The sequence below is a fragment of the Anabaenopsis sp. NIES-4685 genome (genome assembly GCF_059725405.1).
The window spans coordinates 2753684-2777302 of the sequence record NZ_AP043602.1 but is presented as its reverse complement, the minus strand read 5'-3'; the positions used below and the strand labels follow the sequence as shown (position 1 = coordinate 2777302).

Below are 23619 nucleotides of genomic sequence, written 5' to 3'. Positions count from 1 at the left end.
GGTTTTGCTCAGAGGATGTTTGAAAACTGATGATTAATGTATCAAATATTATTTAACCCCACCCTAACCCTCCCCTTGTAAGGGGAGGGAACTGGATTTGTTTGTTTCCGTTCTTGGTAAGGGGGTAAAAATGTGATGAAAATGACGGATGAAAACTTATCAAATAAGCTTTAAACAGCAAAGTTTTTACGGTACAGTCAATTTAATTGAGCCTCGATAATTTGAATCTCTTCTGCTGTTAAGTTGTAAAGCTGATAAACCACTTTGTCTATTTTTGCTTCTAAGGGGGTTGTGTCTGCTTGGGGGTCTGCTTGTTTGGCGATGAGAATTTGCTCAACTAGTTGTTTTAATAATTTCTGCTGTGTTTTTGTAGCTGTGGGTATGGGTATTTGAGAAACATACATCGGCTTAAATTCTATAAATCCTCCTTGCCTTGTTGCTGCAATTTGTTTAATGTAAAATTGTGTGATTTTGGAATTTAAAATCGCCAATATGTATTCATTTTCGGCTGAAATTACTAAATTGGCAGGTGCAGAAAGATAAAAGCCTTGTTTGGCAATAGCAAATTGTGGTTTTGTCGCCAAATTTCCCCATATAATCTTAGGTTGCTCAAATTCTTCCCAGTAGCTGGCTGCACATCTTTGTAAGGCGTACCACTCATATCTAATACCAGTCTCAGCTTTGTTTCTTCCAGATAGCTGAGTTTTAAATTGAAGTAAGTGCTTGTAAATAGCAGGATACTGTTTTTTAAATTCTGTTTCTGCTGTTTGAGATGCACCTGTAATAGATAAGTCGTGATGTAGCGGGAAGTGCCAAGGAATAAACAACAAATACAAATCAGCAAAATTAACACACCAACGCTTAACATCCCGACCGCGTAAAAAAGGCTTTAACACCTCACCAGAGGAAGGATGGTCATCAATCAATTTATCACGGGTAACGCGATCTACCACAAAAGCCTGATTCAATCCTGTAACAATCCCACGGTAAAACCTACCCTTGACATATTCCCCTAAAGGTTGACCAATATTGCGTATTTTACCCAGTAATTCCAACACCTGAGAAGATTCTACCCTCCACCCATCAGGTTTTAAACTCTCCTGGGGAATTATCAAACCTTGTTCATCCAACACCCTGGGAAACTGCGCTATATTTTCTTCTATAGCTCTATCCCAGGATAAAGCACGTACCTGATTACCCTGAGATTGTAACTTACCTAAAGCAATAATACTCGGATAGGCGATCGCCTCCTCAAACACCGGAAAATCACCAAAATCGATTAAATTATAAATTGTAGTTTTCTGTGTTAACAGTCCCCGCAACCTTTCCCCATAACCAGCGCGAAAATACTTATTAGAAGAAATATAAGTTAAATGACCCAGTGGTTTTAACAACCTGAAACCCAGTTCATAAAAATAGACAAATAAATCAGCAGTACCCACATAACACTCATAATTTTGTTCTAAATTCCCCTTTAGCTCCTTAATTTCCTCCTGTCTAATATAAGGAGGATTACCAATCACCACATCAAACCCCAGAAACACACCCTGGTCATCCAACACCTCCGGAAACTCAAAGCGCCATTCTAGGGAATTTTCGTAAATCTTACCGCTTTCTATCTCCTCAATTTCCCCCCTTAACTGGGAAATCTCATTATTTAACTTGACAATTTTTTTCTCCCGCGTCTTCTTCTCCCCCTTCGTCTCCTCAAACAACAAAACCTGATTTTCTAAATTATAAAGCTCAACCTCCAACCCTCTTAACTTCTGTTTATTCGGGTCTATTCCTTGTAGTGTATTCTTTAAATTCCCCTTAATATCATCAATCAACCTTTCCATCTCCCGCTTCTGCTGCTTATTTTCCGCATGGCGATAAGTTTGGACAGCATGGCGATAACCATCTATAGTGTATTTCTTCTTCAAAGCTGGTTTTAAATCACCATCCAACCTAAAACGACTAATCAAAGAATTACCACACTTAATATTAATATCAATATTCGGTAAAGTTTCCAACTGACTGGAATTACTATCACCTTGATAATAAGCATTTTTTAACAACTCAATCCACAACCGCAAGCGACATATTTTCACCGAGTTAGGATTAATATCTACACCAAACAAACACCCCTCAATAATCCTCTGTTTTTCATGAAACAGCGCTTCCTGTACCCGTTGACTTTCCTGGCTTTGGGGATTATACTCAAACAATAAACCATCATCATCAGTCACAACTAACTCATCATTCACCACCTCAACTTGATAATCTCTTAAGGTTTTCCCCTGTCTATCCAACAGGATTTTTAACTCACTCTTCACCGCAATTACTTCATTCAGAGCCGAAACTAAAAAATGTCCTGAACCCACAGCAGGGTCACAAATCTTTAAACTATTAATAATTTGATTAGCTTCTTGTTTATCCCTAATTTCCTCATATAATTGGTCAATATCTTGACAATTCCACCCCTTTACCTGATTAAACTTCTGTACCACAGCGCGGCGAATTGTTTCCCGACACATATACATAGTAATGAAACCGGGAGTAAAGAAGGAACCATCTTGATATCCGTTAATTTTCTCAAAAATCAAACCCAGTACAGCAGCATTAATTAATCTTTTATTCTCTTCCTGGATATCTTCGGAACCTTCACTACTAAAGTCATACGCATTGAGAAATGCTAGCAAATACTCTAAAGTCCTGAGTGACCCTGTGCGTTTCTTCCCGTTGCTGTCTTTTAAGACCGTACCATCAAAAATAATTAGATGCTCATCTGTGAGGTTGCTAATAAAAATAGTTACCTGTTCAATATCTGTAGGTTCAAACAGGGAACTATTTAAATAGGGAACATGGGTAAATATCTTTTGTAAATTCGGGTTTCTTTCCTCTGGTTGACGCGCTAGCACACTAAAGAACAGACTATTTAAATCGTCATAATTCTTAACTTTATCTAAATTCAGGAAGCCAAAGGATGTATCATACTTATGGTAGCGAATTAATTGGGCTTCTAAGAGTTTGAGAAACAGTATGCGATTAATCCAAGTAATTGCTAGTTCTAAAGCAATATTAAATAGTTTATCTTGCTCAGTTAGTCCAAATTGCTCTGGCTTTTCTATGCGGGATATTTTATCTAAACTGTCAAGTTGGGAAATTGCATTTTCAATCAGTGAACCGGGATTTCTGCTACCTGATTTTTGACGCTGGATGACTTTTTTACCACCTTCCTTAGTTTCTGTTAACCCGATGATATGTAATAATTCGCTATAAAAACCTTGATCCAGGGTGTTGTTGTCGTTAGCGAAGGGAAGTTTTAATAAGTGTTCTGGGGAAAGTAATTTAAATAGTGCAATTAGTCGATGGTCGTCTGTTTGTTCCTGGTTTTTGAGGATTTCTGCATATTCGCGCAGGTCAAAGTGGGTAAAGACTAGGGAAGTTTGAAGATTAGCAATAGCTGGTTGAGCGATTTCTTTATAGAAGAATTCTGTTTTTTTACTGGTTAATCTTCCCGCTTCAAAATCCTGAAATTGCTGGATAAATTGGGAATTTTCTACAAAACTTTTTTCAAAGACAGTAGCATCAAAAATAAACCATTCATAGATATTGGTAGCAATTAAATATTTAATTTCCAGGTTTTTACTGGTTAACCTTTCCCGCAGGAAATATAATACTAGTTCTTGTAATGCTTTAGTGTTTAAATTCTCCACTGTCAACATTTCGCCTTTGTTGGTGGGCTTTTTGGTTTCTAAAATTACTCCTACAGTGCTGTGAGCATCTTTACCATTATGAATAACTAGGTCATTGCGTCCTTTGGTATTAATAAAATGATGGGAACCATAATAAGTATTTTTTAAGAAATCAGCGATGAGATTTTTATGAAATTCTTCGCTTTCCCCTTGGTTAATTTGTTGGATGAGGGTGGTTAGATGAGTTTTAAATAGTTCAATTTGGCTTCTGTAGGGTTTAACTTTGAGGAAGGCTTTATTTAATGCTTGTCTGGGGAGAATTTTATTCATCTGTGGTTGAGGTTACTATGAAGACTGATTGTAAAACTTGTATAGCTTGGGTGGGGTGCAGATGTTAGGTTTTACTCAGCCTCAAGCTAAACTAGTTTAATATTTAGGTTAATTATATACTGTAATTTAAATTATTAGTAGCAATATTACTTAGGGGAAGAAAAATCTTCCCCTGTGTTGAGTGGTAATTTACTGGGAGGGAACGCGACAGAATTTACGATCCTTATCATGTTCAGGATACAGCCAAGAATAGGCGAAATGGCTGACTCCTGGTAATTGGGGAGCAAATTGGCGCAGTGCTTCCATTTGTACTTCTAGGGATGGGCGATTACTCATTGAGCTTCCCCAAGTTCCAGCTAAAGCCGGAATCACCTTTGTTCCTGGTTGTGCAGCATCCAAAACTCGCTGCACTTGCTGGACAATGCAGCTAGCAGTACCACAGGTAGCATAGGACATAGGATGCCATTCTAAAGAGTTGGGAAACCTATCCCAAGGTTGCAAGCGGGAATCATAGCCTTGTCCTACGGTTTGATTACCATCCGGAAAAAATACCACCCCAGCAGGTATTCTTTGTTGCTGGGCTGGGTAAGCAGCTAAGGAGACAAAATCTAATATACCTTGCATGGCGTGAGCAACTGCTAGTTGCCATAGTTGCCATTGTAACAGTGGTTGTCTCTGGCTAGCTGAGGGGATTGATTCTGTTTCTACTGGTTGGGGAATGCGACCTTGCCACATAGGCTCAGTTTCATCAGGATGGAGTTGATCGACTTCGTTAATATCCCCGGCTGTGATTTGTCCCTTAGCCATAAAACGGCGAATTAACTCTAATCCTTTGTTATTCTGCGCCCGACGCAATAAAGCAGCTTGAGTCGCCGGACTAAATAGCCATAAATCAGAGAGTCTGGTAGCTACCGAATCAGGTCCTGCTTGTCGGGGATAGCGGACGTAATCAAATAACACCCCATCGGGTTGGCGGCGTACTACTTCCTGTACCATTTGGTAGAAGTCCTGTTTGGCCTGTAAGTTGTAAGGATCAACAAATACTTGAGAATTATTATCTGTGACTTCTAAACTGGTTTGACCTTTACCATTACGGGCGATCGCATCTTGTCTGTCTGGACGCAGGGCGTAAGTATAGCCGAAATTCTTGGTAAACATCCAAGCGTAAACTTTTAAACCACGTTGTCGCCCCATTTGAATGGCGGTAGCCATGAGATCGACATTTTCCGCCCCTGGGGTGCGAATTGCGGAAGGCCAAACGGTGGGATTATTTGCCGCTGGTAATAATACCTGCCCGTCATAGAAGACTTCGAGATAAACTTGATTGTAGCCACGGTTAACAATGCGATCCATGACCTGCTCAATTGCTCCAGGCTGAATATCACAGGAATATAAACGTAACCACACCGCCTGTACCTGCGGCCAAGTGCGATCGCGACAATTTTGTAACTCCTGTGCATGTTGTTTCACCAATTGTTGGTAGCGGTTTTTGGCATCTTGATTGCCTTTGAGTGCTGCTAAACGTAAGTCTTCTTTGGCTTGTGCTGCTGCTGGTGATAATTGGCAATACTGTTTTAATTGCGCCTTTGCAGGTTGGTTACTTAGGGGAGAAATTAACAGAGTACCTGTAAAAATGGTCGCTAACAGACAGCGCCAAAATAAAATCGTTTTTCCGAAGGTGAAAGCAGAATTAGACATATGTGAAGGTACAACCACAAATGAGTCATGAAGCCTAATAGAAACAATTCTTAGAAAAAGGTATATAAAATGAGACCTTTTCAGAAAAATTTGGCAGTTTACCTATTTCAGACTGCCAAAGTCGTATTGATGTTGCCAAATTTTTAATAATTAATAATTTTGCACTGTAGCCCATTAATTGTAGGTGTAAGGGCAGTTAATTAATCACAGCTTATTTTATCAAATCTCAGTATATAGCATTTCCCATGCTCGTGAGGTACAATTTTTTTTAGTTTGAGGGAACATGGAACACCGGAACAGGGAATTGGTGTGTACTTCATGAGCCTGAAAAAGGCTTTAAAAGAGTTACCCCTATCTGTGACGGCAAAAACTGATAATATTTGAAGATATTTTACCCACTGCTATTCTTGATACATAAGTCAAGAGTCAAAAACTGAGAACAAAAATTAGGACTCTGGACTTTTGACTCTTAACAATCCCACAGGTAATGCTTAAGCACCACGCTTGACTGCTGACTCCACCCGTTGTAACTCTTCCTCTAAGCGATTTTTGAGCTTCTGGGGTACGGGGCGATTGGGATAAGAACTATAATGTCCAGCTAGGGAATTAAGAGCTGTTCGCATAGTTGTAAAGGAACTCAGACCAGAAACAGACTTAACCCTTTGATAGCGAGCCGAAAAATCGTTGATTTTTTGGCGCGCTTCAGCTTCAATAGCTGCTTTGTTGGGGGAATCCTCTGTTACTTCCAGGGCTTGTTTCATAATATTGACTACCGCCAAGGTATCTTGAGGATAATCCCCAGTTAAACTGTCTGGACTGCTAGAACAGCCCATGAGACCGATGGTGACAACTAAAACCAAGGCTAGTAGACGCGACCAATAGCGCTTCATATCTTTGTTAATTCAATAATACATAAATCAACATCTATCCTATCCTGGATTGGTATCCAGGGGATCATTCACAGGGATAAGCAATGACTAATAACTTTTTTATACATGGTATCTCGTTGTTGGTGGGGTCTCCCTAGGGATGCGATCGCACTTTGGAGGGTTTCCACTGCCATACAAGTACCACCCAAGGCTCCAGCCATTGTGGTAATATGTTCTTCCATTAATGTCCCACCAATATCGTTACAACCCCACTGTAAAGCTGCTGTAGCACCACTCAGCCCTAGTTTTACCCAACTTGGTTGATGGTTGGGTATGTAATTTCCCAAATAAATCCGCGCCACTGCTGTGAGTAATAAAGCATCATTGAGAACGGGTTGATCCCGTCCTACACGACGGCGTAAAGATTTGGGTGCTTCTTGTCCGACAAATGGTAAAATAATAAACTCAGTTATTTTACCTGAGTAACCTTGATCAAGGGCGGTTTTTTGCAGCGATCGCAATTTTTCTAAATGTGTAATTTGTTGTTCTGGGGTTTCAATATGCCCAGATAATATGGTGCTAGTGGTGGGTAAACCTAACTTGTGCGCCGTACCCACAATTTCCAGCCAAGTTGCTGTATCAATCTTTTCGGGACACAATACCCGCCTCACTTGATCATCTAACACTTCCGCAGCTGTTCCTGGCATAGACCCTACACCAGCATCTCTGAGAGCACCAATCACATCAGCATATTCAATCCCATCAATTCTAGCGATAAATTGCACCTCTTGGGGAGAGAAAGCGTGTAAATGTATCTGGGGAAATTCCTCCTTAATGGTCTCTACTAACTTCAGGTAATAAGCCAAAGAATAACCGTTAATTTGCGCTTGTGGGTTTAATCCCCCTGCATACAGATTTCCGTTGCGCCTCTTTCCACCGCATCTGTGGCTTTTGCCAAAATTTGCCCCCAGTCTAACCAGTAAGCACCAGCATCACCATCATCCCGACGGAAAGCACAAAAACTACAGTGTTGCTCACAGATGTTAGTAAAGTTAATATTACGATTAATTACATAGGTAACTATGTCCCCGGCTTGGATGTATCGTAATTGATCAGCGGTGTTACGAATAGCAGCGATCGCTTCTGGGTCAGTTTGTTTTAATAAAAAAACCCCATCGGCGGGAGATAAATCATCACCCAAGAGAGCGCCATCTAGAATAGCATCAATAGTTTTATCTTTCACAGCTTACAAAAACAAACTGCCACACTTTAGTTTCATCGTAGCAATTATTTGGCTAGTTTTATCCGCCAAAGAGCGAAATTCAAAGGCTGAAGTTGATAATTCCTCTCGATGGTATTTTTTAACTCCACAGAAGGCGCAAATAATAAGATGTCAAATCCATCAGGAACTTTAAAAATATCCTTATTTAATACAGACGGAGGTAACTCCCTACAGGTATAACAGTTAGGTTGAAGTTGTAACTGAACTTCTGGCTTGAGCAGATGACTTAAAGCCAATATTCTGCCCATACTACCATCACTGATTAACAGTGGACGTTCAACCTGATTAATTAATTTAGCATCCTGAAAATTTAGATCACTATGGCTTTTAGTCCACCAGTGATGAGATTGGGATATCAAGACACCAGAAAAGATAGAGCCAGAAAACAGAAAGCACATAATAATTTTCCCAAATTTCTGTTGAGGTGAAATTGAGGTAATTTTACTTGCTAGTAGGTAAGCTATAGATATTTGTATACTCAAATAACCCGGAGTAAGATACCGGGGAATAATTGACCTTGTACCGCCATATATCACATCTTTTAACATAATTGGCAGGCAAGTCACTAAAATTAAGCTTAAAATAAATAACCAGGTTTTTTGAGATGAGTAACGACACAGATAATATATAGAATAGCCTGCTAAGAATACTATCACCGCTACTAAACTTATCTGGATGAGATGTGTCAGTTGATTTTCCACCCCAAAATTGATCACAGCCCTTTCGTGATTACTATCTATGAACATACGGCTGAGATTAAAAGCCCAGGTTTTCATCATCGATAAAGTAGGCATATTACCTTGGCCACCAACTATACTGGTGAGGTGCTTTAAATTGGCAACAATTACCAATAGCCAAGGCAAAAAAGCCAGAAAACCAGCCAGAGAAGCCAATAAATAGGCAATTACTTTTTTAGTTAATCTCAAACCTTCTATAGTAATTAAATAAACTCCATGTGCTGCTGCAATAGTTACAGACGCAGGAAAAGTGTACAGACTCATAGCTAAAGTGACAGCATAGATTCCCCAGTCTATTTTTTTATTTGTGCGCAATGCTTGCAGCAAGGCAGCACTAGATAGTAAAATTGTTACTATCCATAAACTATATTCTCTTGCTTCTTGAGCATATAGTATTTGAAATGGTGATATTCCTAAAAGTGCTACAGCCATCCATGCTGTCCACGCACTACCGAATAGCTCCATACATAACCAGTAGACACTAGGTAAAGCCAGTAAGCTAATAACAGCAGCTAAAGCTCTAGTAGATACCATAGAGTTACCGAATAACTGCATCGACCACCTAGCCATTACATAATATAGGGGCGGGTGTTGAGCTTCTTCTAAAGCTAGGGAGGTAATAGTATCATTGAGGTTTTTGTCAGGGTTGGTAGTTTGATATTGTGCTAAATATCTGACAGGAATTCTCTCAACTTCAGATACATTTTTAACTACTTCATACTCTGTGTAGCCAGAAACCCGTAATCCAGTAAAAGCTTCATCATCCCAGTATGGTTTCTGGTCAAGATTAATAAATCTAAAGGTAACACTTAATGCCAATATTATGACAAATAAAATTTTCCAGTAGCTTAAATAGTCTTGTCCGGAAATAAAGAATATTTTTTTCATGTGATAATCATCTGCGTTTTGAAGAAACAAAAAACTTGTAAACATTTGCTCGGTTAACCGCTATTAATTATTAATACAAATAATTTCTTATGGCAATATGTGAAATAAATTTATCCGGTATTTTAATTCTGCTGAGATTTTATAAAAATTTATGAAGATACCTGGGTTTTATCAATATATATCAACATGGAATCATCAGAAACACTGTTAACAGTTCCCACAGGGACTCTACAGATTAACGATTTACCTGGTACCAGTAAGGTCTATCTTTCTTTGGTAATTCCAACTTATCAAGAAAAGGATAATATCCAGAAAGTTATCCAGATATTAACTCAGACACTGGATGAATCTATACCAGGTAACTATGAGTTGATTGTTGTAGATGATGACAGTCCCGACTTGACTTGGAAAGTAGCACAATCTCTAATAGAGGAATATCCACAGCTGCGGGTGATGCGACGACAGCAAGAGCGGGGACTTTCTTCAGCGGTAATTCGTGGCTGGCAAGTTGCAAAGGGTGATATCTTAGGGGTAATTGATGGAGATTTGCAACATCCGCCGGAAGTATTGACGCAATTGCTCACTAAAATTGCACAGGGAGCAGATTTAGCAGTAGCTAGTCGTCATGTAGATGGCGGTGGGGTGAGTAGTTGGAGTGTGGTTAGGCGTTTCTTATCTCGTGGCGCTCAAGTCTTAGGTTTGATTCTATTACCAGGGGTACTCAGTAGAGTTTCTGACCCCATGAGCGGTTATTTTATGGTACGCCGCCATAGTATCCTAGGTGTAACACTTCATCCTGTGGGTTACAAAATTCTTCTAGAAGTAATTGCTAGGGGTAATATTCAGAATATTAGTGAGGTGGGTTATGTATTCTGTGAACGTAAAGAAGGTGAAAGTAAAGTTACTTGGAAACAATATTTAGAATACCTACACCACTTAATTCGGTTGCGCTTATCTACGGGTCTTTTGGGGGGTTTGAGTCAGGGTTTAGACTTCCCCATTGGTCGGTTCCTCCGCTTTGGCGTAGTGGGACTCAGTGGGGTGTTTGTGGATATGGCTATACTGTATTTACTCAGTGACCCGACTACTTTGGCTTTACCCCTCACCCGGAGTAAAATTATTGCTGGAGAAATCGCCATTTTCAATAATTTCTTGTGGAATGATGCTTGGACATTTGCTGATGTCAGTGAGAACCAACAGCAGTGGAGTCAACGCATCAAGCGCTTTTTGAAATTTAATGTTATTTGCTTGGCTGGGTTAGTGTTGAATATCTTGGTGTTGAACTTGGTGTTTAATTTCTTGATTCCTAACCGTTATATTGCTAACCTGATAGCGATCGCAGTTGCTACTATTTGGAATTTCTGGGTAAACTTGAAACTCAGTTGGCGCGTCACCGACGTGAAATAGCTAGTAACCTCATGGCTTTAACTGTTGACTCCTTGGCGATCGCTATAATTCATTATGCCCAATCATGTTAGATAATTTACTTTGTACAAGGATTGTTTGTGGAACTTAATACAAGTGGAAATATTTTGAGAATTATCTTGTGCAATCAAATTATTTTCTGCTATAGTTGCTTATGTCTGTTGTATATGCTAGTATACAAAAACAGAGTAAATATATTGTAATATTTTCTAGTTGCGCGGGCGTAGTTTAGTGGTAAAACTATAGCCTTCCAAGCTATTAATGCGGGTTCGATTCCCGCCGCCCGCTTAAATCAGAGACCCCATAAAACTAGTTTTATGGGGTTTTTTATATCTGACTGTTGACCAGGTATTTAGCTGGCTAACGCTCTAGTTTAAACAATTAGTCAATGGCTTTGTCCTGAAAAAACATAACCCCTCTCCGCTAGGGGAAAGGGGATAAAGTGAGTTGGTCGGAAATTCTCACTGCTGAAACTCAGCACTAGTTAATAAGCATCTTGCAACTCGTAGAAATCAGGTGAGATGTAATCCTTACGTAAAGGCCAACCCACCCAATCTTCCGGCATTAAAAGCCGCTTAAGATTGGGGTGACCTTCGTAGACAATACCGAACATATCGTAAGTTTCGCGCTCTTGCCAGTCTGCGGTTTTCCAGATCCAGTAAACAGAAGGAACCCTGGGATTTTCACGGGGTAAGAACACCTTGACTCGGATTTCTTCAGGTTGCACAGCATGATCACCGACTTTAATCAAGTGATATACACTGACCAGATCTTGTCCTGGTCCGAGGTCAATACCAGATTGAAACTGGAGGTAATTAAACCCGTAAGCATAAAGGGCTGTAGAAATAGGGAGCAGGAAATCTGACTCCACCTTAATTATTTCTACCCCCTTCTTGTCAGGTTCCAACCACTCATGCTCAAAACCATTTTCCGTTAACCATTGGGAAATGGGACTGCCTTAACCAGAGACTCTTCTGCTGCTGGTACGGGTTTAGAATCTTCTTCAGCCACGGTTTTGCTCCTTTTGTTGCGTCTTTGCTGTCAGTAGTGCGGGTGGAACTGGTAGACCGATAGCTTCTGTCAATTCCTTGGGTGGTGTGTAGCGAGTTTCTGACTGCAAATATTTACCGGTTAAAATTTGCTCAGTGGGCTTGAGATTATGAGTTGTGCTGTAGAAACGGTGGGTTTGCTTAATTTGACCCCGTTCCTGCATGGAATCATTCGCTATTTTTTTGCGCAATTTAATAATTGCGTCAATAATCGCTTCTGGACGGGGAGGACAACCCGGTAAGTAAACATCTACAGGAATCAGTTTGTCAACTCCGCGGACAGCTGTAGGAGAATCGATACTGAACATCCCGCCGGTAATTGTACACGCGCCCATAGCAATTACATACTTGGGCTCAGGCATTTGTTCATAAAGACGCACTAATTGGGGTGCCATCTTCATGGTAATTGTCCCAGCAGTAATGATTAAATCGGCTTGACGGGGGCTAGAACGGGGAATGAGACCAAAACGGTCAAAGTCAAACCGAGAGCCGATTAAAGCTGCAAATTCGATGAAGCAGCAAGCTGTACCAAACAGCAAGGGCCACAGACTCGAAAGCCTAGCCCAGTTGTAAAGGTCATCAACTGTAGTGAGAATGACATTTTCTGACAAATCCTGAGTGATGGTGGGGCGTTCAATCGGGTTGAGGATTTGCTCTTTGTTTGGGCTAGTTAAATTTGAATTCAAGACCATTCCAACGCTCCTTTACGCCATGCGTAGACTAGGGCAATTACAAGAATTGCAATGAAAATTAAGGCTTCGATGAATGTCCAACAGTCCCAGACGGTGGAAAGCAACCGCCCAAGGATATAAGAATACAGTCTCCACATCAAAGACGACGAAGACGAGGGCAAACATGTAGTAGCGAATATTGAACTGAATCCAGGCTCCCCCAATGGGTTCCATACCAGATTCGTACGTGGTGCGCCGTTCCAGGCTGTTACCACTGGGGCGCAGGAGCTTGGAGGCTGAAAGTGCAAGGGCGGGAACTAGGCTACAGATGATGAAGAAGCCTAGAAGGTACTCGTAACCGCTGAGGACAAACACAATGAATATCTACCGCTTATGGTGTAAATAAGGCTGTTAATTTCTTTTACATTATATCTGTTTGGCTTTTCTGAACTCTGGGCAACAGAGTCATTTGAGGTATTTGTCGTTTTGACAGATGATGGAAAAGCTTCACAGTTATGTCATAATTTTTAACGGATATTTAATATTTCTCCTCTGTGAGGTTTTAGCCATGAGCGAACAAAATAGCGAACAAGCTGTTGAAACTCCGGCATTAGACCGTTTTGAATGCCGTGCCTGTGGTTATGTTTACGAACCTGAAAAGGGAGACGATAGCCATAATATTGAACCGGGAACCGCCTTTGCTGAATTGCCGATTACGTGGCGTTGTCCAGTATGTACGGCTAAAAGGACCGCTTTCGCCAATATTGGCCCGGCTGGTACTGCATCTGGGTTTAAAGAAAATTTCGGCTATGGTTTGGGTGTTAATACCCTCACGCCAACGCAAAAAAATCTCCTGATTTTCGGAGCTCTGGCTCTAGGTTTCTTGTTTTTTATCAGTCTCTACGGCTTACAATAAGACCCGTTATCTTTTTTAGCACGTTTAGAGGGCTGCCATTGCCATTAAGGTGAAAATTTAGAAAAAAATGAGTATTATGAAAAACTGGCAAAAAATATTTGCCTTGTTGATGGTGGTTTTCTTGTGTATAGGTTGTAGCAATGTCCCCTCTACCAGCTATAACCCTTGGGCGGTTATTTCTGTGCCAACAGGGTCTAAGCTGCTAGATATTGCCTTTACTGATAACCCTCAGCATGGTTTTCTCGTAGGTAGCAATGCTACTATTCTGGAAACACATGATGGTGGTGATACTTGGGAACCCCTAAGATTGTCACTAGATGATGCTAGGACTCGCTTTGACTCAGTCAGTTTTGCTGGACAAGAAGGCTGGATTTTGGGTGAACCTTCACTACTGTTGCATACCACTGATGAAGGTGGTTCTTGGTCGAGTATTACTCTGAGTTCAAAATTACCCGGTAGTCCCATTGCTATCTATGCTCTGGGAGAGAATACGGCGGAAATGGCTACGGATTTGGGCGCTATATACAAAACTGAGGACGGGGGTAAAAACTGGAAGGCTCAGGTAGAAGGTGCTGTTGGCGTGGTGCGTAATATGCAGCGTTCATCTGACGGTAAGTATGTTGCTGTTTCTGCTAAGGGTAGTTTCTACTCAACTTGGAAGTCGGGACAAACTACTTGGACACCCCATAACCGCAATAACTCTCGACGGTTAGAAAATATGGGTTTTGCTGAGAATGGACAGTTGTGGTTGCTAGCGCGGGGTGGTCAGGTACAGTTTAGCGACCCGGAAAATCCTGAAAGTTGGCAAGACCCACAAAATCCTGAGTTGGCTACCAGCTGGGGTTTACTCGATTTGGCTTATCGCACTGCTAATGATATTTGGATCGGCGGTGGTAGTGGTAATTTACTCCACAGTGCTGATGGTGGTCAAACCTGGGAAAAAGACCGGGATGTGGAAGGGGTCGCTGCTAATTTGTATAAGATTGTTTTCTTCGGTCCTGAGCAAGGTTTTGTCATAGGCGATCGCGGCATTTTGCTCAAATACCAACCCAATATCAGTGAAAGTTTTTCACAAGCGGCCGCTTAGTGGCATCATGGGCTTAAGTATGTCTTGATTTGTGAGAAGGTCGTTGCAAGTTGTAACTCTTTCTAAACTTTGTAGGATAATAGACAATAACAATCTTTGTAAAGGTAAGGATCTAAATGTCAGGTACCACTGGAGAACGTCCGTTTTCGGACATTATTACCAGCATTCGTTACTGGGTGATTCACAGTATCACTATTCCAGCATTGTTTATTGCCGGATGGCTATTTGTCAGCACTGGACTGGCTTATGATGCTTTCGGTACACCCCGTCCTAACGAATACTACACACAAACACGGCAAGAATTGCCTATTGTCAAGGATCGTTTTGGCGCTAAACAGCAAGTTGAACAGTTTATTGGAAAGTAGTTTCGGATCATGACTAGCGGAAATAACATCAATCAACCAGTTTCTTATCCCATTTTTACGGTCAGATGGCTAGCAGTACACACTTTAGGTGTACCCAGTGTGTTCTTCTTGGGCGCGATCGCCGCTATGCAGTTTATTCAACGCTAGGAGCTAATCATGGAAAGAACGCCCAATCCTAATAATCAACCGGTAGAGTTAAACCGGACTTCACTATACCTGGGACTACTTCTTGTTTTTGTTCTAGGAATTCTGTTCTCCAGTTACTTCTTTAACTAACTGAAACAGTTGTTGTAAATTTTTGTTTATTCAATCAATGTTGATTTCTTGTTAAGGGAGGAGAAAAGCTGTGTCTGCTGGAAGTGGAAGAATTCCCCTGTGGATTGTCGCTACAATCGCGGGTTTAGGTGTAATTACAGTTTTAGGCATTTTCTTTTATGGAGCCTACGCTGGAGTCGGTTCTTCATTGTAAAAAAAGCTTGAGCCGGAAAAAAATTACTCAGTATTTCCTGGCAATTGTTTAATAATTAATGTTTAACAAGCCGGTTGTTTTTGGTCTTTTTCAGCAAAAACAACCGGTTTTGTTATGTAAGATTCCCACGCCTTGAAGACGTGGAAAATTCACCCAACTAATTAGCCGATATCTTCGCGTTCAATGTATAACATCAAAAACGCCATTGTCACTGCTGGAAAAACTAACCCAGTCAGGGGAACCAAGATAGAGGGCAAAAATGAAGCTGCCATAGTTAACTTTCCTCTTGAATAATTAGACAATCCTCGAAAACGAGCTTACTGTAAATTTCACCTGATTTTTTAAATTCTCAAAATTTTTAACACAATTCTTGGTAACTGGTTGACTGTTTTGATATTCTCTATCTTCTCAGGACTGGGTGTATTTAGGGTTTCTCCAGTATTTCCTGAGACTGGTATCTGGTCGATATAGCTTTGAGATCCTAAGTGTAATTGTGAGTTAAATTCCCCCCTTTGAGGATCCGCTATTTTTGGAGAGCTAAAACCCCAGGGCTTAATTGAGGGATGGGATATCCTTGGCTTTCTATCCACTTTCTAATCAGAGGAGATGAATAGTGACTCGGGTGTGCATTTCCCGTCCAATCTTGTGGGATTACTATTTGCAACTCTTCACGAGCACGGAGTAATTCCGGTGTCTTTTGATTTTCAGATACAGTTCTATCCATCTGCTGGAAGTCCTCAGCAGCTACATCTGTTTTATCTGGTAAAACTTCCAGGCGTTTTAAGTAGGGAAAAGTGCTGTTGAGAAGCACACCATGATCTTTTATCCCCAGTTGCTTGCAGTTGATGGGGTCTCTAGTCTTGTTTTGCTGCGCAAGCTCCTCATCTATAGGGTGATTCAATAAATTTTGCTGGGGAAATGTAGCTAGCACTTCTGTAATATCTGCCGTAATTTTAAAAGACTGATTAGCTAATAGTACGACCTCGCCCAATTTTGTGAGTGCGCCATACAAATGGATGTCTGCCAAAATCAGCTGGGATTGACAATCCACGGGAATACAAATTGCAGAGCTAATTTTAATTGGTAAAGTGCTGTCTGGTAAAGGCTGCCAAACCTGGGTGAAAATATCTGAGCCTGTAGGCGATCGCAGCTCAATTAGTAATTCCAAAGCATAAAGACGTTCTGGAGCTTTTTCACCTTCCCAATTTATCTGGTCTTGTAGCTCCACTCGCCCCCGAATCACTGCTGTTTCTCCCCAAGGAGCAATGTATGTTTCTCGATCTAAGCTCAACGATAGCGGTAGCGATGGTTTTATAGATAAAGTATCCTCAACCCTATGATCATCTGACACAGTTTCAGTGCTGTTTAAACCTACAGCCATGAAATTTTCTACCCTCTGTTGGGCTGTTTCACCTTGCAATAAGGCTGGACTAACAGGCTGACTTATAACTGCGTTGTCCATTGCTATTGGAATTCCTAAATCACTTAGGCTGATAATACTGGTTGTAGTAGGGTGAAATGGTGGTAAATTTGATCCCCGATTTTCGTCCGTGGGGGATGGACTCCATACCCCAGTAGATTGTTGAAACAATACTTCTATATATATGGAGTATTGCCAGGATTTACCGAGCAAATCTGACATCAAATCCGCCGAGCATTGGAATTGCCAAGTTCCTGGTTTGAGGTAGGTAAAAGGAATTACCGAGATTAAACCTTGTGCATCAGTCCGCCGCGATTGCTTGTGAATTAACCGCTTTGAGGGTATCTGTTGAGTTGATGAGTGTGTTACCCGTATTTCTACCTCGGTATTACCCAGGTGAGAACGAGCCAAAACTCTGTAGATACCTTCCGAAATTTCTAAGTTTGGGAATTGGAGGTTATACCAAGAGCGATCGCCCTGTTTCTGTATGAGAAATTGCCAGTTTTCCATTATCAGTTATGACAAAACCGAAGAGCAGCCGAGTAAGATTGTGGATGATATTGCTTGCAAGTTTACCTCAGTAACTAGCAATTTCCTCACCTAATGTTAGCATTTGTCTACAAATACCCTAATATTGAGAATCTGCTTCACAAGAAAATCGCAAAAAAGGCACTTCCTCCACTTGGCTTTAGACAGTGGAGGAAGTGCCAACGGCGAATTGATTCGCCGTGATGATATAATCAAGGTGCGAGTAAGAATAACCATCTGCACGAAGAAGTATTTTGAGCAGGAGAAACCCCTGATTTATCTCGTCTCGGCTTTGACCGTAGCCTGGGTAAACAAGCAAAGGCAAAATACAGAGTGTATACCGCCAAAATTCGATGGACTCAGAAAGCCAAAAAAATATAAAATTTTGCGCAATTGCAACACTTATCCGTAGGTAGTTGTTTTGAGCGTGTAGGGGGATAATTGACTATTCCTTTTAAGCAAGTCTTAAAGAATCTGCGTGTCTTCAGACCGCAGAGTGTCAAAATAACTTAAACTACTTTACGGTTCGCTCTTCACCCAACCGGGTAAAACGGATTTCAATGCGGCGGCGGTTCTGATCTGGTGCACGTACTACGGGAGCAAATTCCCCACTAGGTAATATTAACTGAGCCGCCGAATAAGCACGGAAGGACAATCCCGGAAGTTTTTTTTCTTTAACCTGAATATTACGCAGCTGTTGGACTACCGCTAAAGCACGCATTAACCCCAAATCAGCATTAGAACCCGCTTGTAGTTTCTCTAATTCCAATCCACCACGGGCGACATTTTCTAAATTCAAGTCTAGGTTACTGGGCATATTACCATTAGGCTGACCGTCAGTATGTCCGATCACCTCTATAATATCGATATTATACTGTTTACTTGCCCTTTCAATTTCCGGTAAGATTTTTGTCGCAATGTAATTATAAAACCTGGGGTTAATTCTTGCACTTCCAGATTCAAATCTATGCTTAGGGTCATCTGGAATCAGAATAATTGGGGGTGTCTCTAGTTGCCTATCTACTAACTCCGGTTTTTGATTAACAAATGACCTAATGATAAAAAGTAACAAAAACAACAGCAGGATCATAAAGGCATTAGACATTAAATCTGTAAAAGCTGTGGAAATATTTAATTCTTCATGATAATCATTACGTTGCCAACGTCTAGCCATATTTTCCTATTTAAATGTCAAATTTATTTATTATGAGTAAAATTATCTATGATTTGATCTTCAGGGTTCAATGTTGAGCTTTTTACTTCCGTTCGTAACCGATAAATTTCATGTTTAGCATCATTGAGATGGTGAATACAATCTTGCAAATTCCCATTGATATCTTGATTTACTGCTGTTTGTTTGTTCACACCTTCCAGCAATAGGTTACCTATATTCTGATACTCTGTAACCAGAGTAGAATTACTACTATTCATTAACCGTGATATGTTTTCAGAATTCCTATCTATTTGCTGAGATATATTACCCAGAGATGTATTAACTGTTCCAGCGTGTTTATTGATAATTTCTACGAAGCCTTGCATATCTAAAGTAATTTGCTGCAAACCTTTAGCCTTATCCATCAGGTTATTTTCTAATTGTTCAATTCTAGTTACAGCTTTAGCAAAGCCATTGACCATTTCCTGAGAAATATTACCAGCTTGATTATTTATTGTCTGGATAAAATCTCGTAAATCCCCGGAAATCGCCTCTAAACTTCCAGCCTCATTCATCAGGTTACTTTCTAATTGCTCAAGTCTGGTTACTGCGATCGCAAAACTATCAGCACCTTCCTTAAGTTGAGGTATAATCTCACCCAGAGACTTTTGATTAATACGATTTAAATCTAATATTAGGGATGATATTTGATTGACGCTCTTAATTTCCTCTCCCAGTGCTTGCAGTTGAACTACCAATGAATTAAATGATGTTGTTGTATTAGCTAAACTTCCAGCAGAGTTAGAAAATCTCTCCTCTATCTGGGTTAAATTATTAGTCGCTGCTAATAACTTCTCAGGAAATTGACTATTAGCAAAGATGTTCGCCGCATCTTTAAATATCTGAGATTTACCATTGAGTTGATGTATGGCAATGTCAAACTCATGAGCAGCAGCAGATATAGTACCTGCTGACTCTGTAAACTTTTCATAAACTTGTCTGGCCAAATCTGTCGCTTGCTGATTCCCTGCGATTATTTGTTCTGCGACCTTAGCCATAGAACTTTCCACCGCATCTCGCACAGTCACACCAAATTTAGTTAAAAACTCATCCTGCTGTTCTACCATCCTATTGACTATTTTATCAAGGCGAGTATCACCTTGAACTTCAGGCAGGTAAATATTATCTAGATAGTCTTCTAAGGAACTGATAACGTGATACTTAAGAGCGCTAGTATTAAATTTCCAGTTAACTATTGTTAGCGCCGCACTAAAGAATAATCCCGTCAAACTAGTGACAAAGGCAATACTCATCCCAGATAATGATTGTTGTATTTGACCTACTAAATCATTAATATTAGAAGCAGCAGTATTATTGAGGGTTTCACTCAGGGCAGATAAATTAATTGTGATGCCAAAAAAAGTACCCAGTAACCCAAAAGCTAAGAGCAAATTGGGGATAATGCGGCACAAATATTCTATTTGTTCAATAGAAAAACCTTTAAACTTTTCTTGACTATAAACTTGTTCGATTAATGCTGCTGTATTAACTTGATCTAACTGGCTGCTAGCTTTTTCAAATCTGCTTTCTAGTGTGGTGATTATTTTAGGTTGTACCCCTCGTGGAGCATGATTAATTAGTCTTTGTACTTTCTCCGCTACATCTTGCAAATACTTATACAAACTCCAACGCAGCCAGATAGTAAGTATGGATGGTATAACAATGACCACGAGGGTAGCCAAAATTAATTCCCCTGGTATTGATGTCATGATACTTCCCTGATTATCAAATGTGTGAGAGGATGCTTAGTAAACGAAATTAATTTAAGAATTGGTCTAAGATTCTTTGTTTTTGACGCTCGTAATCTTCTTGAGTAATCAGGCCATCCCCTAAAAGGTCTTGTAAATTCTTTAAGTCTAACCGCATTTGTGCCCCAGTATCGGTATATTGCACCGATTCACCATCTACTATCTCGCCCACAAGAGATCTTCTGCTATCTAAGCTTTGCGGTAAACTATTTTCTGGAGTTGGGGAATTAAATTTATCATTCATTTTTCTGCGGAACCTGAGAATAATTCCTTCTTTAGTTCCTTTTTGATTGTTAATTAATGCATTCCTGTAAGGATAGTTAGGATGTTCCTGTGGTAACTTGTCAACTTCATTGACAAAGCTGTTGAATTTGGGTAAATATTCACTTTTCCACAGTTCAGGTTGTCTTTCCATAACAGAAATTTCCTGATCTAAAATACCTTGCAAAGCTAATTTCATATCCTGACGGTTCGCCAGTTCCTCTGAAAGTCTGTCCCCATTCTGAACTGAGAGCAGCTGTGGAGTAACAGTCGCGCAAACCATCATAATATGTAAACTCTAACTGCTGATTTTGCGGGTTGGTCTGCAATAGTTGTAGACCTAGACAGGGATAGAAAACATTTTCTAATTGTTCTATTGTCACTGCATCTGGTGGAATAATATCTGGGAAAACCACACGGTAATCATTATGTAGAGAAGCGCTCCGGGAATTCTGTTCCCTGAGGTAATAGTTACGCATTCTTTCCAGACTATTAATTAATCTCAGAGGAAACCCACCATACTCATTGACAAATAAAATCTCATCCTCAGTTTGCAAGGATTTTAAGACTGTTGGCGAAATCCCTAAATCTGTAGTCAGCAAAGATTTAAACTGTCTGACTTCTAATTCATCGGTATCTTTAAAGCCCACTAATTGACTAGTTTTACCAGGATCATCCCAAAAATAGGGATCACTCAAACTCAGTGGTAATAGGGGTTTAGCTTCTTCCATAATTTGTGCTAAACGGGTTGAACGTGCTGTTGAGTAGTTTTGCATGAAGCGCTTAATTACGGATTTGACAATATTAGTACCCCGTGAAGCAAACATACTGTCAATTCTCAAATTCATCTCTGTTTGCAGCAGTTCTTGGGTGGTGCGTTCCTTCTCTAAGAAACTGGTCAAAGACTTTCCTCTACCACTTGGTTCTGTAATTTCTGAACTGATCAGGGCTAACTGGGAACGTAAGTCATCTACAGGTAACATAGTTTGGTGACAGCGTTCGATGTCTTCATCATCAAATATGGCTTCACCGCTCATTTCATCGAAATTCAAATCCCGTAACTCTCTATCTTGTCTTTCGTAAATGTTTTTTAAGTCATTTAATAGGCTGTCAAAAGCACTAGTCTGACTAATTTTCTCCTGTACGTATGTTTGCAGTCTCTTGACAACTCGTAGTGCTTCCTGTCGTACAGTTAAGTCAAAGTTATGTTTGATAATTTTCTGAACTTGTTGCAAAGCTGTTTTAATTTCTGTTTGAAATTGTTGATTTTTATTATTAAATTTGGGGATGACAAATTTAGCCTCGATATCTGTAAGAACCTGGTCAGTTTCAGCCCAGACTCTATCTACGTCTTCAGGTGTTCTCATGTTCGCAAAATCATTGAGAGACGCTTGTATATCCCGTTGGTAATCGTTTAACTCATGTTGCAGTGCATCTAACCAATCACGGCTACTTTTGAGGGAAAAATTAGACTTATTGGGTGTAAGTAGCTGAGTGAGATAATCATGAATATCACCCTGGAGTTGTTTGGTTAAGTTAGGAGTTAATTCCATTAACTTGGTTAACCATTGTCCTCTAGTACTTTCAGTTTCTCCTGGTTGTACTTTACGGAATTGATCACGGAATTCTTTAGGTACTCTTTGACGTAAATTATTTCTGTCGTCCTTATGTTCACACTCATTGATTAACTTATTGATTTTATTTTTCCATGTGATAATGCTGTTGTTAAATGTGCTATTGTATTCTTCCACTCCCTCTGCTAGTTTAGTAATTAAACCATCCCTAGTAACCAGGTCATTATGCCAATGGCACTCTAGGAGAAATTGCTGTAGTAAATCCCGCGGATCTGGGCTTTGACTTTTACCATTCAACCAAAAATTCACCAGTTCTAACCCAACTTTGTTTAAGGAAATTTCGACTACGGCATCACGGCGAAAATAAATGGCGGATAATCCAAATGTGAGGTAACGCTGGGGATTAGGACGGGGGTGTTTATCCCAATCAATAATGTGTTGTAAAAAGTTATCTCTGTTACCTTTAATGATTGGTGCTAATTCACTACTAAAATCAAGGGAAATTTTATGAGCAATAACGTTGCATAATTTACCTTGGTTGAGGATTGTATATTCGCCGCTGGTTTGATGGGAAACTAAATAAGTATAATCAAAGGGTGAACGTTTTTCGCTCACATACACAGGATTTTGGATGTCATAACAAGCTTCAAATTTTGTCCCTGGACGGTTATAGTAGTCTAGTTCTTTGAGAGCAGCATAGGTATTAGCATTCATGCTGGGAGCATTGCCATACAGTTCCGGACTAATCACTAAATAACCGCAAAATCTAGCATGATCACCATAAAAATGTCTGAGACTGTAAGCGATATCCAAAAACATCCCGCTACCTGTACCACCGCACAGGGAACCCACTACAAAAATACTTAATCCTGGCTCTACTTTCAGACCGGATCTGAGTAAATAAGCCTCGTGTCCTCTGGTACGTTCTTCAGCGTTCTTGATAGCTAATTGTATTTTCTGGTGGTTGTGGAAAAAAGCCAATCTTCCTACTGGTCTAATCCCTTTAGCACCGTCTTCTACTGCTTTAATATTACGTAATAATTGGGGTGGGAACCATCTACCAATGTGGTCATAGGGTCCATAATCGTTGTATTCTGAACGCCTTTCTAACCCTTCAACAAAGGTAGTCACTTCTCTGGATGACATGGTAGCGGTGACTTTTTCTGATTGCTGAAAACTTAGATCAACACCATGATAAATACTCCCGGTGCGAATACCACTGACTTGAGTGGCAGCTTTATCGGTGTCAATGTGGACAAAACTGACAATGGGGAGCTTTTTTAAATCCCCATATTTGTCTACTATTAAGCGCCGAATTCGCATTAAAACATCCCTACCAGTTCCACCTAATCCTATACAAACTGTGCGGTTAATTCCTTGATATTGTTGTTCATTGTTCGCTGCGTTCATAG

The 23619-nt window shown here is 40.2% G+C and carries 19 protein-coding genes, 1 tRNA gene and 3 pseudogenes; 9 read left to right on the top strand and 14 right to left on the bottom strand.

Translation table 11 applies throughout. The features are described 5' to 3' along the window. Positions 1 to 197: 197 nt before the first annotated feature. From AC6IZ0_RS11905 to AC6IZ0_RS11885, 5 genes and pseudogenes are all read right to left on the bottom strand, one after another. The gene (locus AC6IZ0_RS11905; protein ID WP_497723065.1) at positions 198 to 4007 is read right to left on the bottom strand and encodes a class I SAM-dependent DNA methyltransferase; all 3810 of its coding nucleotides are present in this window, start codon (positions 4005 to 4007) and stop codon (positions 198 to 200) included. Between the two features lie 189 nt (positions 4008 to 4196). Then, the gene (locus AC6IZ0_RS11900) at positions 4197 to 5705 is read right to left on the bottom strand and encodes a family 10 glycosylhydrolase (protein WP_497723064.1); all 1509 of its coding nucleotides are present in this window, start codon (positions 5703 to 5705) and stop codon (positions 4197 to 4199) included. 491 nt (positions 5706 to 6196) lie between these two features. Then, positions 6197 to 6595, bottom strand: coding sequence for a photosystem II protein Psb27 (psb27, locus tag AC6IZ0_RS11895; protein ID WP_271732028.1), 399 nt, complete (start codon positions 6593 to 6595; stop codon positions 6197 to 6199). 68 nt (positions 6596 to 6663) lie between these two features. Further along, a pseudogene (cofH, locus tag AC6IZ0_RS11890) lies at positions 6664 to 7817 on the bottom strand (7,8-didemethyl-8-hydroxy-5-deazariboflavin synthase subunit CofH). Positions 7818 to 7861: 44 nt separating this feature from the next. After that, positions 7862 to 9481, bottom strand: a complete 1620-nt coding sequence (locus AC6IZ0_RS11885) for a glycosyltransferase family 39 protein (protein ID WP_271732030.1) — start codon at positions 9479 to 9481, stop codon at positions 7862 to 7864. A 186-nt stretch (positions 9482 to 9667) separates the two neighbouring features. On the opposite strand from AC6IZ0_RS11885, the gene AC6IZ0_RS11880 reads away from it, so the two are divergent. Beyond that, the gene (locus tag AC6IZ0_RS11880) at positions 9668 to 10888 is read left to right on the top strand and encodes a glycosyltransferase (protein WP_271732031.1); all 1221 of its coding nucleotides are present in this window, start codon (positions 9668 to 9670) and stop codon (positions 10886 to 10888) included. A gap of 235 nt (positions 10889 to 11123) precedes the next feature. After that, positions 11124 to 11194 (top strand) — tRNA-Gly (locus AC6IZ0_RS11875). Between the two features lie 196 nt (positions 11195 to 11390). Here AC6IZ0_RS11875 and AC6IZ0_RS11870 read toward each other — a convergent pair. From AC6IZ0_RS11870 to ndhC, 3 genes and pseudogenes are all read right to left on the bottom strand, one after another. After that, positions 11391 to 11917, bottom strand: a pseudogene (locus AC6IZ0_RS11870) (NAD(P)H-quinone oxidoreductase subunit J). Next, entirely contained in the window at positions 11910 to 12647 is a 738-nt protein-coding gene (gene ndhK, locus AC6IZ0_RS11865) for a photosynthetic/respiratory NAD(P)H-quinone oxidoreductase subunit K (RefSeq protein WP_271760066.1), read from the bottom strand. The pseudogene AC6IZ0_RS11870 and the gene ndhK overlap by 8 nt, the downstream one beginning before the upstream one ends. Then, positions 12638 to 13001 (bottom strand): annotated as a pseudogene (ndhC, locus tag AC6IZ0_RS11860) (photosynthetic/respiratory NAD(P)H-quinone oxidoreductase subunit C). The gene ndhK and the pseudogene ndhC overlap by 10 nt, the downstream one beginning before the upstream one ends. Before the next feature lie 193 nt (positions 13002 to 13194). Here ndhC and AC6IZ0_RS11855 point away from each other — a divergent pair. From AC6IZ0_RS11855 to AC6IZ0_RS11830, 6 genes are all read left to right on the top strand, one after another. Beyond that, positions 13195 to 13542 (top strand): rubredoxin, encoded by a 348-nt coding sequence (locus tag AC6IZ0_RS11855; protein ID WP_271732045.1) that lies wholly within the window; start codon positions 13195 to 13197, stop codon positions 13540 to 13542. 67 nt (positions 13543 to 13609) lie between these two features. Further along, positions 13610 to 14629, top strand: coding sequence for a photosynthesis system II assembly factor Ycf48 (locus tag AC6IZ0_RS11850; RefSeq protein ID WP_497723061.1), 1020 nt, complete (start codon positions 13610 to 13612; stop codon positions 14627 to 14629). A 116-nt stretch (positions 14630 to 14745) separates the two neighbouring features. Beyond that, positions 14746 to 14994 carry a cytochrome b559 subunit alpha gene (gene psbE, locus AC6IZ0_RS11845; RefSeq protein WP_200989899.1) on the top strand — a complete coding sequence of 83 codons (249 nt, stop codon included), beginning with the start codon at positions 14746 to 14748 and terminating at the stop codon, positions 14992 to 14994. Positions 14995 to 15003: 9 nt separating this feature from the next. Beyond that, positions 15004 to 15141 carry a cytochrome b559 subunit beta gene (psbF, locus tag AC6IZ0_RS11840; protein ID WP_200989900.1) on the top strand — a complete coding sequence of 46 codons (138 nt, stop codon included), beginning with the start codon at positions 15004 to 15006 and terminating at the stop codon, positions 15139 to 15141. Positions 15142 to 15150: 9 nt separating this feature from the next. Then, positions 15151 to 15270, top strand: coding sequence for a photosystem II reaction center protein PsbL (psbL, locus tag AC6IZ0_RS11835; protein ID WP_010997988.1), 120 nt, complete (start codon positions 15151 to 15153; stop codon positions 15268 to 15270). A gap of 70 nt (positions 15271 to 15340) precedes the next feature. Then, positions 15341 to 15463: a photosystem II reaction center protein J gene (locus tag AC6IZ0_RS11830; protein ID WP_200989901.1), complete on the top strand. Its 123-nt coding sequence runs from the start codon at positions 15341 to 15343 to the stop codon at positions 15461 to 15463. 161 nt (positions 15464 to 15624) lie between these two features. Here the strand turns inward: AC6IZ0_RS11830 and psaI are convergent, their stop codons facing one another. Both psaI and AC6IZ0_RS11820 read right to left on the bottom strand, forming a co-directional pair. Beyond that, positions 15625 to 15735, bottom strand: a complete 111-nt coding sequence (gene psaI / locus AC6IZ0_RS11825; protein ID WP_200989902.1) for a photosystem I reaction center subunit VIII — start codon at positions 15733 to 15735, stop codon at positions 15625 to 15627. Between the two features lie 251 nt (positions 15736 to 15986). After that, a complete protein-coding gene (locus AC6IZ0_RS11820; protein ID WP_497723059.1) occupies positions 15987 to 17393 on the bottom strand; it encodes a hypothetical protein in 1407 nt (468 codons plus the stop codon). Positions 17394 to 17565: 172 nt separating this feature from the next. Here AC6IZ0_RS11820 and AC6IZ0_RS11815 point away from each other — a divergent pair, with 172 nt between their 5' ends. After that, on the top strand, positions 17566 to 17823 hold the full coding sequence (locus AC6IZ0_RS11815) for a hypothetical protein (protein WP_497722892.1): 258 nt from the start codon (positions 17566 to 17568) through the stop codon (positions 17821 to 17823). A gap of 102 nt (positions 17824 to 17925) precedes the next feature. Here the strand turns inward: AC6IZ0_RS11815 and AC6IZ0_RS11810 are convergent, their stop codons facing one another. Genes AC6IZ0_RS11810 through AC6IZ0_RS11795 form a run of 4 tightly spaced genes read right to left on the bottom strand, consistent with a single transcriptional unit; the run spans position 17926 to position 23617 of the window. Beyond that, the gene (locus AC6IZ0_RS11810; protein WP_271733851.1) at positions 17926 to 18585 is read right to left on the bottom strand and encodes a flagellar motor protein; all 660 of its coding nucleotides are present in this window, start codon (positions 18583 to 18585) and stop codon (positions 17926 to 17928) included. A 23-nt stretch (positions 18586 to 18608) separates the two neighbouring features. Next, a complete protein-coding gene (locus AC6IZ0_RS11805) occupies positions 18609 to 20333 on the bottom strand; it encodes a hypothetical protein (RefSeq protein WP_271733852.1) in 1725 nt (574 codons plus the stop codon). A gap of 49 nt (positions 20334 to 20382) precedes the next feature. Then, positions 20383 to 20787, bottom strand: coding sequence for an SHOCT domain-containing protein (locus AC6IZ0_RS11800; RefSeq protein ID WP_497723057.1), 405 nt, complete (start codon positions 20785 to 20787; stop codon positions 20383 to 20385). Next, positions 20771 to 23617, bottom strand: a complete 2847-nt coding sequence (locus tag AC6IZ0_RS11795) for a tubulin-like doman-containing protein (RefSeq protein ID WP_497723056.1) — start codon at positions 23615 to 23617, stop codon at positions 20771 to 20773. Before AC6IZ0_RS11795 ends, AC6IZ0_RS11800 begins: the two co-directional genes overlap by 17 nt. Between the last annotated feature and the right edge of the window lie 2 nt (positions 23618 to 23619).

Coding starts and splice junctions, on each gene's coding strand:
- psbL (WP_010997988.1), top strand. CDS start 15,151: ATGGAAAGAACGCCCAATCCTAATAATCAACCGGTAGAGTTAAACCGG.
- AC6IZ0_RS11885 (WP_271732030.1), bottom strand. CDS start 9,481: ATGAAAAAAATATTCTTTATTTCCGGACAAGACTATTTAAGCTACTGG.
- psb27 (WP_271732028.1), bottom strand. CDS start 6,595: ATGAAGCGCTATTGGTCGCGTCTACTAGCCTTGGTTTTAGTTGTCACC.
- psbF (WP_200989900.1), top strand. CDS start 15,004: ATGACTAGCGGAAATAACATCAATCAACCAGTTTCTTATCCCATTTTT.
- AC6IZ0_RS11855 (WP_271732045.1), top strand. CDS start 13,195: ATGAGCGAACAAAATAGCGAACAAGCTGTTGAAACTCCGGCATTAGAC.
- AC6IZ0_RS11820 (WP_497723059.1), bottom strand. CDS start 17,393: ATGGAAAACTGGCAATTTCTCATACAGAAACAGGGCGATCGCTCTTGG.
- AC6IZ0_RS11800 (WP_497723057.1), bottom strand. CDS start 20,787: ATGGAAAGACAACCTGAACTGTGGAAAAGTGAATATTTACCCAAATTC.
- AC6IZ0_RS11880 (WP_271732031.1), top strand. CDS start 9,668: ATGGAATCATCAGAAACACTGTTAACAGTTCCCACAGGGACTCTACAG.
- AC6IZ0_RS11850 (WP_497723061.1), top strand. CDS start 13,610: ATGAGTATTATGAAAAACTGGCAAAAAATATTTGCCTTGTTGATGGTG.
- AC6IZ0_RS11795 (WP_497723056.1), bottom strand. CDS start 23,617: ATGAACGCAGCGAACAATGAACAACAATATCAAGGAATTAACCGCACA.
- psaI (WP_200989902.1), bottom strand. CDS start 15,735: ATGGCAGCTTCATTTTTGCCCTCTATCTTGGTTCCCCTGACTGGGTTA.
- AC6IZ0_RS11900 (WP_497723064.1), bottom strand. CDS start 5,705: ATGTCTAATTCTGCTTTCACCTTCGGAAAAACGATTTTATTTTGGCGC.
- AC6IZ0_RS11810 (WP_271733851.1), bottom strand. CDS start 18,585: ATGGCTAGACGTTGGCAACGTAATGATTATCATGAAGAATTAAATATT.
- AC6IZ0_RS11905 (WP_497723065.1), bottom strand. CDS start 4,007: ATGAATAAAATTCTCCCCAGACAAGCATTAAATAAAGCCTTCCTCAAA.
- psbE (WP_200989899.1), top strand. CDS start 14,746: ATGTCAGGTACCACTGGAGAACGTCCGTTTTCGGACATTATTACCAGC.
- AC6IZ0_RS11805 (WP_271733852.1), bottom strand. CDS start 20,333: ATGACATCAATACCAGGGGAATTAATTTTGGCTACCCTCGTGGTCATT.
- ndhK (WP_271760066.1), bottom strand. CDS start 12,647: ATGGTCTTGAATTCAAATTTAACTAGCCCAAACAAAGAGCAAATCCTC.